The organism is Limosilactobacillus sp. (assembly GCF_041859915.1).
Classification (GTDB): Bacteria; Bacillota; Bacilli; order Lactobacillales; family Lactobacillaceae; genus Limosilactobacillus.
Genome location: NZ_JBFLGB010000014.1, coordinates 1 through 12,999, shown reverse-complemented (window position 1 = coordinate 12,999; position 12,999 = coordinate 1). Strand labels below are relative to the sequence as shown.

At 44.0% G+C, this 12,999-nt stretch carries 13 protein-coding genes, 3 tRNA genes and 1 rRNA gene; 1 reads left to right on the top strand and 16 read right to left on the bottom strand.

Annotated features, from left to right (window positions below):
* Positions 1-134 precede the first annotated feature (134 nt).
* The 11 genes from ACEYV4_RS03495 to ACEYV4_RS03445 form a co-directional block, all read right to left on the bottom strand.
* Positions 135-1,634 (bottom strand): peptide MFS transporter, encoded by a 1,500-nt coding sequence (locus ACEYV4_RS03495; RefSeq protein ID WP_373842047.1) that lies wholly within the window; start codon positions 1,632-1,634, stop codon positions 135-137.
* A gap of 258 nt (positions 1,635-1,892) precedes the next feature.
* The gene (locus tag ACEYV4_RS03490) at positions 1,893-2,189 is read right to left on the bottom strand and encodes a hypothetical protein (protein WP_373842046.1); all 297 of its coding nucleotides are present in this window, start codon (positions 2,187-2,189) and stop codon (positions 1,893-1,895) included.
* A gap of 64 nt (positions 2,190-2,253) precedes the next feature.
* A tRNA-Asn gene (locus tag ACEYV4_RS03485) sits at positions 2,254-2,326 on the bottom strand.
* A gap of 126 nt (positions 2,327-2,452) precedes the next feature.
* A complete protein-coding gene (locus ACEYV4_RS03480) occupies positions 2,453-5,269 on the bottom strand; it encodes a cation-translocating P-type ATPase (protein WP_373842045.1) in 2,817 nt (938 codons plus the stop codon).
* 115 nt (positions 5,270-5,384) lie between these two features.
* Entirely contained in the window at positions 5,385-6,176 is a 792-nt protein-coding gene (locus ACEYV4_RS03475; RefSeq protein WP_373842044.1) for a transporter substrate-binding domain-containing protein, read from the bottom strand.
* Positions 6,177-6,193: 17 nt separating this feature from the next.
* The gene (locus tag ACEYV4_RS03470; protein ID WP_373842043.1) at positions 6,194-6,943 is read right to left on the bottom strand and encodes an amino acid ABC transporter ATP-binding protein; all 750 of its coding nucleotides are present in this window, start codon (positions 6,941-6,943) and stop codon (positions 6,194-6,196) included.
* A 14-nt stretch (positions 6,944-6,957) separates the two neighbouring features.
* Positions 6,958-7,647, bottom strand: a complete 690-nt coding sequence (locus ACEYV4_RS03465; RefSeq protein WP_373842042.1) for an amino acid ABC transporter permease — start codon at positions 7,645-7,647, stop codon at positions 6,958-6,960.
* A gap of 329 nt (positions 7,648-7,976) precedes the next feature.
* Positions 7,977-8,843 (bottom strand): aldo/keto reductase, encoded by an 867-nt coding sequence (locus ACEYV4_RS03460; protein ID WP_373842041.1) that lies wholly within the window; start codon positions 8,841-8,843, stop codon positions 7,977-7,979.
* A 17-nt stretch (positions 8,844-8,860) separates the two neighbouring features.
* Positions 8,861-9,757 carry an aldo/keto reductase gene (locus ACEYV4_RS03455; RefSeq protein WP_373842040.1) on the bottom strand — a complete coding sequence of 299 codons (897 nt, stop codon included), beginning with the start codon at positions 9,755-9,757 and terminating at the stop codon, positions 8,861-8,863.
* A 119-nt stretch (positions 9,758-9,876) separates the two neighbouring features.
* Positions 9,877-10,419, bottom strand: a complete 543-nt coding sequence (locus ACEYV4_RS03450) for an MBL fold metallo-hydrolase (RefSeq protein WP_373842039.1) — start codon at positions 10,417-10,419, stop codon at positions 9,877-9,879.
* On the bottom strand, positions 10,416-10,697 hold the full coding sequence (locus ACEYV4_RS03445) for a hypothetical protein (RefSeq protein WP_373842038.1): 282 nt from the start codon (positions 10,695-10,697) through the stop codon (positions 10,416-10,418). The genes ACEYV4_RS03450 and ACEYV4_RS03445 overlap by 4 nt, the downstream gene beginning before the upstream one ends.
* Before the next feature lie 107 nt (positions 10,698-10,804).
* On the opposite strand from ACEYV4_RS03445, the gene ACEYV4_RS03440 reads away from it, so the two are divergent.
* A complete protein-coding gene (locus ACEYV4_RS03440) occupies positions 10,805-11,419 on the top strand; it encodes a TetR/AcrR family transcriptional regulator (protein ID WP_373842037.1) in 615 nt (204 codons plus the stop codon).
* A gap of 127 nt (positions 11,420-11,546) precedes the next feature.
* Here ACEYV4_RS03440 and ACEYV4_RS03435 read toward each other — a convergent pair whose 3' ends face one another.
* The 5 genes from ACEYV4_RS03435 to rrf all read right to left on the bottom strand — a co-directional run bounded on the left by ACEYV4_RS03435 (position 11,547) and on the right by rrf (position 12,976).
* Positions 11,547-11,954, bottom strand: coding sequence for a GNAT family N-acetyltransferase (locus ACEYV4_RS03435; protein ID WP_373842064.1), 408 nt, complete (start codon positions 11,952-11,954; stop codon positions 11,547-11,549).
* A 62-nt stretch (positions 11,955-12,016) separates the two neighbouring features.
* A complete protein-coding gene (locus ACEYV4_RS03430; RefSeq protein WP_373842036.1) occupies positions 12,017-12,364 on the bottom strand; it encodes a response regulator transcription factor in 348 nt (115 codons plus the stop codon).
* A gap of 300 nt (positions 12,365-12,664) precedes the next feature.
* Positions 12,665-12,737 (bottom strand) — tRNA-Thr (locus tag ACEYV4_RS03425).
* Between the two features lie 44 nt (positions 12,738-12,781).
* Positions 12,782-12,854: transfer RNA gene (locus tag ACEYV4_RS03420), tRNA-Asn, on the bottom strand.
* Between the two features lie 5 nt (positions 12,855-12,859).
* Positions 12,860-12,976: ribosomal RNA gene (rrf, locus tag ACEYV4_RS03415) — 5S ribosomal RNA — on the bottom strand.
* Positions 12,977-12,999 lie beyond the last annotated feature (23 nt).

Sequence of the window (12,999 nt, the reverse complement as noted above, 5' to 3'; positions counted from 1 at the left end):
ATCAGCTAACCAACGTTTATTATAATACCGAACTTTCCAATTAATTGCAAGGCTTTTTTTACTTTTAAAATAAAAAAGTTGCCACAACTAAAAGCGTGACAACTTAAGTGTAATCAAATAAATCTAAATAGAAGTTAGTTAACCCCACTCATTAGATGGTGAATCCGTTTAACGAAGAACATCAGGATAATTCCGAAGACGATACTTACTAAACCAATCGTTAGGAAGTATGGTACTTCTGTAGCGGATGAGTAGAATTTAACAATCTGGGCGTTAACCGCCTGGGCAGCAGCATCAGCTAAGAACCACATACTCATCATCTGAGACTTAAAGGCGTTTGGTGCCAACCGGGTTGTGACGGATAGACCAATTGGTGAGATTAACATTTCACCAATTTCAACGATGAACCAGGAACCAACCAGCCAGAATGGACTAACCCGACCAGCAGTGGTGCCATGAATCAGAGCTGGCAGTGCCATGAAGGCATACGACAAGCCGGCAAAGACAAGCCCAGCAGCAAACTTACCAGGGGCACTCGGCTGATTCTTCCAGTGATCCCACAAGGTAACAAAGACCGGAGTCAGAATCATGATGAACAGTGGGTTCAAGGTCTGGAAGTTAGCGGCGGCAAAATGCCAACCACCAATGTGCAAGATCGTCCGTTGTTCAGCAAAGAGGGCCAGAACAACCGAACCAGATTCCTCAATACCCCAGAAGATAACAGCCGCGATGAATAGTGGAATGTAAGCCAACACCCGCGAATGCTCTTCCTTGGTAACCTTCTTGGAATTTAACATCATGATGAAATAGTAAATTGGCAAGGCAATCGCAATAATCGTAATGATTGTGATAACGTTGGTGATGTTCAATTGACCCACTGCACCTAGCAGTGCCAACACGATCACTAAGGCAACAACGCCAACCAAAGTCCAAATTAAGACTGGACGAAGGCTTTCCTTGTCAATTGGGTCATCAGGATACAGGCTATCCTTGGACAAGTATTTCCGACCACCGATCACGTATTGAACCAGGCCAAAGAACATTCCGATCGCAGCTAAGGAGAAGCCGGCATGGAAGTCCATTTCACCATGGAAAAGGTTCATTCCAAAACCGTTGGCAGCCCACGGAACAGCCCATGGTGCAACAGCAGCACCCAAGTTAATTCCGAAAACGAACATACTGAAACCAGAATCACGACGGCGATCATTCTCAGAATAAAGGCCACCAACCATTTCAGAAACGTTAGGTTTTAATAACCCGGTCCCCATCACGATCAATGCAATAGAAACATACAGGGCAGTTACCCCAAATGGTAGTGAGAGAGAAATGTGTCCAAACATGATTAAGACACCACCAATGAAGACGGTCCGCCGTGGTCCCCAGACCCGGTCGGACAGCCAACCACCGATAACCCCGGAAAGGTAAACCAAGGATCCATAAATGGACATAATTGATGCGGCAGTGGTTTCGCTCATTCCAAGGCCGCCCTTAGCAACTGCGTAGTACATGTAGAATAACAGGATTGCCCGCATTCCGTAGTAACTAAACCGTTCCCACATTTCGGTGAAGAACAGTGTTGATAAGCCACGCGGTTGCCCAAAGAACGCGGTATCAATATCTCTTTGTTTACTCATCAAATCTTATTCCTCCAATAATTGCAAAGTCAGATTAACCATTAAGAATACCCATTCCAAAAATTAAAAAAATCTAACTTTTTTATAACAATGTCATTATTTTAGCCCTGTCTCTAAAAATAGTCAATGGAAAAATAAGTTTTTGATGAGAGAAAGCTAGTAATTTGTTGCATTTTGCTTAAAATAATTTAGACAGTTTTCTATTAATATTAATGATCTTAAGTACGAAAGCTTTTCAGCAAAATAATTAAAACTAGCCTACTTGTTGCGTCGGTCGCGACTAACTGACCAAACATCTATAACAATCGTGTAGGCAATTCCCAAGACAAAGATAACATTGCCAATATTAGCCCAATACTGACTGTTAAAAAAACCAAAGAAAAACATACTCAAGCCCAGAGCAATTAAGCCTGGAGCTAGAGCCAGGCCATCACACTTCAGTTGGTCCGCCCCAACCCCACGGTGAGTAACCAAGATTTTCAACCACTTGCCACGCAGTAGTTGCAGGCCAATAACCATTAGCACTAAACATAAGAGTAAATATATGATGTCCATTATTAATCCTCCACAGGTAAAAATAAAAAGCGGCTGATGAAAAACATCAACCGCTTAACTTTAACTCCGGCAGTCAGACTCGAACTGACGACAACCTGATTAACAGTCAGGTGCTCTACCAACTGAGCTATGCCGGAATAACAAATCAACATAAGATATTATAGCATGACTTAGTCGAATTGAAAACAGCCTTTTTAAATTTAAACCAAAAAATCCATTAACCAATCAGGGTTAACGGATTTTAACAAATTAGAATGTCATCATTATTCGTCAGCAAGCGTGTGGCCATGGTGCCGCAGAATCAACCGCCGTAATTCATCAATCAAGATCAACGGAATTGGAACACAAACCAGCATCAGCCAATCCTGACGATAAAGTGCAACGGTTCCAAAGATATCTTGTAACAGTGGTACATAGCTGACACAGATCAATAGGACAATCTCGAAGGCAATTCCAATGAAGATCATTGAATTGGTGAAGAAATGCTTATTGAACATCGTGCTAATTTGATAACGAATATTTAGAACATTGGCGACCTGGCAGAAAATAATTAAGCCTAGTGCCAAGGTAGTTGCCTGACGATAATCAAAGCCACTGGCAGGCAAGTTTGGATAAACGTGGCCATGAAGATAGTTGACCATAAAGAAGCCAGCCATGGAGATAATTGACGACCAGAGTCCATACCAAGCGAAAGCCTTTCCCAACAATGCCCGGTTAATCAGGTGGCTATGCTGAGAGCGTGGCGGCTGGTGCATCGTTCCAGGTTCTGGATTTTCGCGTCCTAATCCTAGGGCCGGTAGCATATCGGTTCCAAGATCAATGAATAGGATCTCCATTACCGTTAAGGCCAACGGAATGCGTCCACCAGAGAGTAGGAAAAAGACTGACGGAATGGCTTCAGGCATATTGGAGTTCAAAATGTAGAGCAAGAACTTCCGAATATTCGCATAGACACCCCGTCCTTCACGAATTGCCGTAACAATCGAAGCAAAGTTATCATCGGTAAGGATCATGTCCGCAGCTTCCTTAGCAACGTCGGTCCCGGTAGCACCCATGGCAACCCCAATATCAGCTTTCTTAAGTGCCGGGTCATCATTGACCCCATCACCAGTAACGGCAACGATCTTGCCCATCTTTTGTAACATCGAAACAATTCGATATTTTTGTTCTGGTGCCATCCGAGCAAAGACTACTTCCCCGGACAAGACTTTCCGTAATTCTTCATCCGACATGGTCTTTAACTGGTCACCAGTAACGGCAACCAACGGTTTATTAGGGTCAGTTAAGCCAATCCGTCGAGCAATACTCTTGGCGGTCAAACCGTAATCTCCCGTAACCATGATAATTTTAATATGAGCGTGTCGACATTCGGCCGCAGCATCCATCACCTCTGGACGTGGTGGATCCATCATTACGGACAGGCCAATAAAGGTTAACCCCTGTTCAACAGTGGGAACGGTCGCCTTGCCTAAATTTTGACGTAAATCAGTCGGTAAAACCCGACCGGCAACGGCTAAGACCCGCAGGCCATGTTTAGCATACCCATCATTAGCGTTCATCACCGCATCTTTTAACTGTTTAGTCAGGGGAACCACTTTCCCATGATCTAAGTAGGTGGTGCACTTCTCAATCACGCAATTGGGAGCCCCTTTGGTATAAACATCAAAGTGGTGCTGCCCTTTGTCTTTCAAGATGACGGTCATCATTTTACGGTTGGAATCAAATGGTAGTTCCTTAACCCGCGGAGTGGCCTTTTCTTCATTCTCAACGGCAATTTTACCTTTTCGTGCTACCACTTCTAGACAGGCTTCAGTCGGGTCACCCAGGATTTGGTAACGAGGATGATCCTTGGTTGGTGCTACAATCCGGGCATCGTCCGCGAAAACACCACCAAGCAGTAATTCCTTCAAGCTATCATTATCCCGATAGGTCTGGTCACGAGGGCCGGCCATAATGCTACCATGAACAGCATAGCCTTCACCGGTCACCGTATAATCCCGCTCCGGTGTCCAGAGGTGCTGGACCGTCATCTCATTCTTAGTCAAAGTCCCAGTCTTATCTGAACAAATCACCGATGCACTACCCAGGGTTTCGACACTTGAAAGACGTTTTACCAAGGCATTGTGACGGGCCATTCGCTGAACCGCGCCGGCTAACGACAAGGTAACGGTTGGCTCCAAGCCTTCTGGAATAAAGGCAACAATCATCCCAAGGGCAAAGACAAAGGACTTCACTAACGGATAGTGTACAAAATAAATAGCAATTACAAAGAAGGCAATTCCAATGCAAACCGCTAATAAGGTAATCTGCTTGGTCAGGGTATTTAGTTCCCGCTGAAGTGGGCTCAAGTCTTCCTGAACACCCTGTGTCAAAGCAGCAATTTGACCAAAATCAGTCCGCATTCCGGTTTTGACAACTACCCCAGTGGCGTTGCCCTTCATCATTGAAGTCCCAGAAAAGACGATGTTGCCAAGTTCAAAGTGGTTAGTATCATCTTTGGCGGTAACCGCTTGACTATGTTTATGCACCGGAGTGACTTCACCGGTTAATGAGGACTGGTCAACAGCAACATCCGTAGACTTAATCAACCGAATGTCGGCCGGTACGTCATCCCCTTCTTCCAACTTTACAATGTCACCAGGCACCAGGTCTGCCGAAAGGATTTTGATTTCTTTACCATTTCGAACCACCCGTGAATGAGCCGGTAACATGTTCTGTAAGGCGTCGGTTGCCTTGCCAGCTTGGTATTCCTGCCAGAAGCTGAAGCAACCGTTAATAATATTGACCAGCCAGATGGCAATCCCTAATTCAGTCAATTGGGCCACAAAGGCAATAATACCAGCAACCCAAAGCATGATCGCCATCAAGCCCGTGAAGTTTTTAATAAATTTGGTAAAAAGAGATTCCCCGGACTTCTTTTCGAGGATGTTTTTACCATACTGTTGTTGACGCTTTGTTATTTCCGCAGTGGTCAGGCCCTGCTCACGGCTATTTAACTGCTGACAAACTTCAGCAGGCCGTAATCGGGCAACTTTGACAATCTGATCAGTCTGACCATTGTTCGTATCCTTCTCAGCCATTATTCACCTCATCTCCATATTCCCATCTTAACGCCTATCAAAGCAGAATGCGAAAAAATGCTAAAGAAAAGGCACACATCCTTCAAAATGTGTACCCTTTTCTCATTTTATTTACTTATTTAGTAATGTCAGCGCCAAAGTATTTCTGGGAAAGACGCTTAACGGTCCCATCTTGCTGCAACTGGTGAAGAGCCCGGTTATAAGACTTTTGAATAGCAGGATCTTTCTTATTAAAGAGGGCCGAAATTTTTGCCGGCCTTTCTTCATTAGAAGCATCAATCATTTTAAGACCCTTAGTGGCATGCTGCTTACTGTAAGCGTACCAAGCCTCTCGAGAATTAACCGTGCCGGTTGCCCGACCCTGTCTAACCATATCTAAGGAACTAGCAAAATTGCTGTTGGGAACCAGGGTCCCTTTAAATTTCTTAACAACGGTGGCGTTATTGGTCCCCGTCCCGGCAATAATTTTCTTGCCGGAAATCTGTTTCAAATTAGTTAAATGACTATTTTTCGGTACAATCAGTGCAAAATGAGAATGAATGTAAGGCGTTGAGAAGTGATACTGTTTGGCCCGTTCTGGTGTTTGGGTAATATTATTCATCACAACATCAAATTTACCAGCACCGAGTCCCGCAATTAATGAGTCCCACTTAGTCGGTACAAAATGTGCTTTCAAACCCATTCTTTTGGCAACGTCTTTACCAAGGTCAACTTCAAATCCCGTTAACTTACCATCCTTGCGGTAGGAATACGGTGAATAAGTTCCTTCCAAACCAATCGTCAATTCTCCCTTATGCTGGAGTTCCGAATTGACGGCAGAGCTAGCGGCATGGGTAACAGTAGCCCCGCCCGCAAGTCCTAAAGTAACCGTTGCAACAACTAATAATGCTTTCTTCCAAAACTTCATAATCAATTACCTCTTTCTCAATTTAAGTTTTCCATTGTCATCGATGCAATAAAGTTTCTGATTCGCTCGTTCGGGTTGTTTGGTGCAAAGAAACGCTGCGGAGCCCCATCAAATAAGACGTGACCATTTTCCAAAAAAACAATCTTATCGGCTACTCGTCGAGCAAAAATCATATTGTGAGTTACAATCACCATCGACTGCTTTTCACGGGCTAACTGAAGCAATACTTTGAGCACCTCCAATTCCAGTTCAGGATCGAGGGCCGAGGTGGGTTCATCCAATAAGATATACTCAGGATTCATCGCTAGAGCCCTAGCGATTGCTACCCGCTGAGCCTGACCTCCCGAAAGTTCTTGGGGATTAGCGCCCCCATACTGGGCTAACCCTACCTTAGCCAGCAATTCATTAGCTGTCTTCAGGGCCGCTGCACGTGATTGTTTAAGGACTTGGGTAGGCCCTTCAATAAGGTTGCCAAGGACGGTCTTGTTAGGGAAAAGATTATAATTTTGAAAAACCATCCCCGTTTTTTTCCGTAGGGCTAACTTTTGCCGATTACTAATTTTTTTAGCAAAGTCAAGGTGAAGATCGTCAAAGTCATAACGGCCACTCTCTGGTACTTCCAGTAGGTTTAATGAACGCAGGATCGTCGACTTTCCGGAACCTGACGGGCCAACAATCACCGTGGTCTGCGCAGCTGGAAAATCAAGGCTAACATTAAAAAGAACTTGCTTAGTACCAAATGTCTTATTAACATTACTAATTTTCATTTTCATCACCTAACCTATTTTGCTTGTGTTCCCAGTCGCCGTTCCAAATACCCCTGTAAGTAAGAAAGGATGGTCGTAAAGATAGCATAAATAACGGCCACCAGGGTATACATCACCAGGGGTTGATAATTTTCCGCGGCAATCTGCTGACTAACCGCAAACATCTCCATAATCGTAATCGAAGCCGCTAGTGAGGTATCCTTGACCAAGCTGATAAAACTGTTTGACAATGGCGGCAACGCGATCCGCAATGCCTGGGGCAAGACGATCCGCTCAAGTACTTGCCACCGGGTCATCCCAATTGAGCTGGCTGCCTCCCACTGACCTCGCGGCACGGCAGCAATGTCAGCTCGCAGTGTTTCTGACGCATAAGCCCCAGTATTTAGCGAAAAGGTAATGATTCCGGCCGTAAACGGTGCTAGCTTAATCCCATGGGGCAGGACTCCTTTGATTCGCAGGTAAGGTAAGCCAAAGAAGACGATGAATAATTGCACTAGTAATGGCGTCGAACGAAAGAGCCAGACATAGAACCGGGCGAGCCACTTCAAAATCATGAAGGCGCCACCCTGCCGTGACAAGCGAACTAAGGCGGTTAATAAAGCAATCAACAGTCCAAAGAAAAATGAAATAATTGCTAAGGGAATTGTGTACTTAAAGCCCGCCGCCAACAGCTGGGGCAATGATGATTGAATAGTTTCCCACATTATTAAAATCTTATCCTTTCCAAAAAATTAAGGATAGAAAAAGGGCGCAAATTCAAACTAAGTTGAATCTGCGCCCTTTGCACTTATCCCAAGTAATTAGTCGGTCATTTTATTAAGCTAAAATGAGTACACCAAAACCGTGGGTCGCATCAGGCGCGATCCACAACAACAAGCACTAGCGTTAGCAAATGGCATGTTGAACATTCGGTGTGTTCCTCCTAATAAATATTGGTTTTACTATAACTTATCAATAATAAGCTGTCAAGGTACAATTGTCATCGTAAGCAAGAAATGGAGTCCATTCTCAGGCTTCATCTTTTAGTTAGTATTTAATCATTAGCGTGAACGTCAAAGGCACCCAATAGCATCTTAGCGACACCTGGTGCATCTGGGTCGTGTTGACCCTTGCCCTTGTCGAGCGCCCGGATAGCATCCATTTCGTCTGAGGTCAGTTCAAAGTCAAAAATCTCCTGGTTAGACTTGATCCGTGCTTCATGAACAGACTTTGGGAAGACGATTACCCCTTCTTGGTGCTCAAAGCGCAGGATAATCTGACCAACATCTTTGTCATACTTCTTAGCCAGACTGTTCAATAATGGCTCGGCGAAGAGATCATGGTTACCTTCACCCAATGGTGCCCAGGCCTCTAGAGTAACATGATCCTTTGCCAATACCTTCCGCAATTCCTTTTGCTGGAAGTATGGATTGAACTCTACCTGGTTAACAGATGGCATTACATCAAAGTGTGGCACAAACTTATTCCAAATCTTTGGTGTCATGTTAGAAACACCAATGGAGCGAATCTTGCCGGCCTTTTTAGCCTCTTCCATCGCCTTCCAAGCTTCGTCCACCTTGCCATATGGCTGGTGAATTAAGTAGAGGTCAATGTAATCCAAGCCTAATTTCTTCAATGAAAGGTCAATGGCCTTCTTGGCATCTTCGTAGGCATAATCTTGAAGCCATAGTTTTGAAGTAACCCAGATTTGGTCACGCGGAATACCAGAATCCTTGATGGCCTTACCAACTTCTTGTTCGTTGAAGTAAGCCACGGCCGTATCAATGTGACGGTAACCGAGTTTCAAGGCGTTAGTAACTGCCTTATAAGTAGAACCATCAGCCGGAATCTGAAAAGTCCCGAAACCAAATGATGGGATTTTAGTCCCGTCGTTTAACTTAAATGTTGGAATATTTGCCATAATCATTTACCTCCTGATTAGTTAAGCTGCTGCCGTTCACTATTTTGAACCTGTTTCAGACTGGAGCCAAAGATCTGGTCAATCGTTACCGGGTCGTGGTGATCAAAGAATTGACTTTCTCCCTTATCCAACTTCGCCATCGTCTGCATATCTTCATCCGAAAGTTCAAAGTCAAAGGCGTCAATATTTTCGGCCATCCGCTTCTGGTGAACCGACTTTGGAATCACCGTGATCCCCCGCTGTAATAGCCAACGCAGAATTACTTGACCGTTAGATTTACCATACTTAGCCGCAATCTTGGCAATCGTTTCGTTGGTGAAAATACCATTTTTGCCTTCCGCAAATGGTGCCCAAGCTTCCGGACGAATACCTTCGCCCTGCATAAACTTAACTTCATTGGCCCGTTGGAACCACGGGTTAAGTTCAATTTGGTCGACAGCCGGCTTGACTGGTTCGGTCAATTCCAGATTCTTCAACTGGTCTGGCCAGAAGTTAGAAACACCAATGGCACGAATCTTACCAGCTTGTTGAGCTTCTTCCAATGCTCGCCAAGCACCCATCGTGTCCCCGTATGGTTGGTGCAACAGGTAAAGGTCAATGTAATCTAAACCTAACTTTTCCAGAGAAGTGTCGATGCCCTTCTTAGCACGCTCATAGTTGAAATCGGAAACCCACAGCTTAGAAGTAACAAAAATGTCTTCCCGCTTAACACTGCTTTTAGCAATTGCCTTGCCAACTGCTTCTTCGTTTTGGTAGGCTGCGGCCGTGTCAATCAAACGATAACCGGTGTTTAAAGCATCAGTAACCGCCTGTTCTGCCTGGTTAAGGTCAGGAACCTGAAACACCCCAAAGCCTAAGGTAGGCATTTCAACACCGTTATTCAATTTTACCGTTGGTACATTTACGTCTGCCATTAATGATCGCTCCCTTAATTACTTGTTATTCAACCTTCATCTTGTATGGTAGACGCATTAAGGTAGTTTGAAAATTACTAGTTAAGTATGGTGGCATACATTGGACGTATACTAAGTTGCTATAAGGTAATCGTGTGGGGTTTCACTAGGGCATCATGGTTAGCCAAACACTCAATGCACCGCGGATCTTGAGCCACTTGACCAATATAGTGTAATGATTTGCGAGCCGCGGCACGGTTAATCACCACTCCCGGGGTCAGGCCTTCTCGCCATGACTTAGCAGCGTACCCAGCATCGGCAGCTAACATCACATAGCAATCACTGTTGTAACTTTGAACCTTAGTTGCACAGAGGCCCGCACTATGCCCTGGTTCCCAAATCATTTTGATACTGCCATCCCCAAACAAGTCGAATGACCGGTGAAAAGCCCCGTCTTGACTCGGTACAAGGTGGGAAGTCTTCACTGGGACTCCCCGCCATTCGTGGGGTAAATAACGCAGGTGGTCATGGTTAGCCGCCTGCCATTCTTCCTCACTCACCAAAATTTGCTGGGCATTCTGAACCAATTTTAATCCATCGGCATGGTCACAATGAAGGTGACTCATTAAGACATAGTCAAGGTCTTGAGAACGAATTCCCATTGCACCTAATTGCTCATTCACCGCCTGCCCAGCCGGTAGCTTAGCCTTATCGGCCATTGAAAGCTGAGGTTACGTAATTGATGGGTCCGGTTGATCGTATTCCATCCGGTATCAATTAAGATTAAACCTTTAGGGTGTTCAATCAGGTAAACCGAAACCGGGACTTCAATCCGGTGCTTTTTGGAACGAAATAACCCGGTCCACGCTAAAGGACGGTCATTGGGATGGTGAAATGGTAAGGCTTCATCAACAACCACCGTTCCAGTATGTAAAACATGAATTTTAATTTCTAATGACATCGTTACCCACTCCTTATCATTCATTAAATGCATTGTAAGTGTGACTAAAGCTGAATACAATTAATAATAAGCGTCAGAGTGTGTAGTAAAGATTGGAGATGGTTAATATGACAGCTTCTAAGAATGATTTACGTTGGCGGCGAACAGATGAGAAAATAAAAAGGGCTTTTATCGAACAACTGCGTAAACAACAATTTGAAAAGATTACTATCAGCAACGTCATTACCAGCGCCAGAATCAGTCGCAAGGCCTTCTATTTGCATTACCATGATAAATACGACTTTCTTGCCAGACAGGAAAGCCAATTATTAGCACTTCTCCAAGCAGCATTAATTAAAGACCACCAACATTTTAAGCAGGTGCTCACCAAACAAGATCGATTGCAGCGGCAAAGTTACCTGACCATTAACCATGAATTAACAATTCTCAACCAACACCGTCAGATAGTAAAAGCACTTTTATCAACTAATGGCGATCCACGTTTTAAGCATCAACTTCACCAATTACTCGCTAACGAAATTTATCTTCGTATCAAAATGTACCATGCTAAATTAACTACCCAAATTCCGCAACGTTATAGTATGGCGATCCTAGTAGACGGACTTTTTGACCTTGTTAACTCTTGGTTGCAAAATCCCCACCCAGAAAGTGTGGACCACTTTGCCCAGATTCTAACCACCAGTCGGCTCCTAGCACCATTGGATCTTTTAAGGACTCGTTAAACTAATTAAAAAAACTTCCAGCAATAAAACTCTGCTAGAAGCTTTTTCATTCAAAAGACAATATTATAACTGATTTTCCACGGATAATAAAAAGATGCAGCTTATTTTAATGCATCTTTGATCTCAATTAGAGCCTCTTACTCATTGCCACGTGTTTAATGCCACCTTCTAAAAAGACAGGGCCTCGTTTTTCATAACCCAACTTTTTATAAAGAGGGATTGCCGTTAACTGTGCATGACAATTTATTTCCTTGGCCTTACGTTCTTGTAGGAAAGAATGGACCGCTTGCAACATTTCAGTCGCTAAATGGTGGTGACGGACAGTACTTGCTACTGCCACCCTCCCTAATTGCCATTTACCATCTTTCTTAAAAATCCGGCAAGTGGCTAAGGCAATCGTTTTTGCTTGATTTAGTAAATAAACTTGGATTGCTCCTAAATCATCGTCATCAAGTTCAGGCAAAGTAATTCCTTGCTCGGTCACAAAAACATCACAGCGCAGCCTCTCCACACAGAACATCTCACGCCCCGTCATCTCGGCAATTGTCTTGAAAATAAACTTTTGTGAACTAACCAAGTCGAATTCCCCCCTATAATTTATAAAAGATTAAAAAGCTTCAGCATTAACTCCTGCTGGCTCTGCACTCCTAACATGTGGTGCATGTTTGCAATATGTTTAGCCACGGTGGCGGGACTAATATGGAGACGGTCAGCGATGGCTTGCCGATCGGCCCCTTGCAAAATTAACTGGCCACCAACCTGTTGCTCACGCTTAGTTAATTTTGGCGAAGAAGATCCCGCGATCGATGGAGTGGTAAGTAAATTTTGAAAGAGGTTATTCAGGTGGTGGAAAATAATCTCAATTGTTTGCTTCTCTTGGCTAGTAAATGGCCGACTAGTACTGATCAAACAACGCAGATAGCCACGAGAATCCCAGAGGCCCACACCAAAGGATCGTTAACAATAATTAATACCATTTGAGAATAGGCTAATCATAGTTCATCCCTTTTTATTGATTAAAATCATAGCATGATGACATATCTGACACTTGAAAAGAATATTTTGTTGCAGATTATCGCAGTGCAAAATAAAAAGCCGCCTAAAACAGGCAGCAACACGTTAGGAGCAAGCAATTATTTTTCAGCACTTTGCTAAATAAATACGTTTTTCAGTGTTTTTCTAAAATCAAGAATGCCTTTATATCAACGTTTTGGGACTTATAGAATGCCTTTAAAACACAAAAAATGCCAACTAGAGGAATCGAACCTCCGACCTTCTCTTTACGAGGGAGATGCTCTACCGACTGAGCTAAGTTGGCATAAAAATAAAAGATGTTAACCAAACCAGTCAACATCTCAGCAACTCCGGCAGTCAGACTCGAACTGACGACAACCTGATTAACAGTCAGGTGCTCTACCAACTGAGCTATGCCGGAATAATGCGTGGCAACGTCCTATCCTCGCAGGGAGCGATCCCCCAACTACTTTCGGCGCTTTGAAGCTTAACTTCTGTGTTCGGCATGGGAACAGGTGTATCCTTCAAGCCATCATCACCACACTAATCCTTTTCAGGATTGAGAG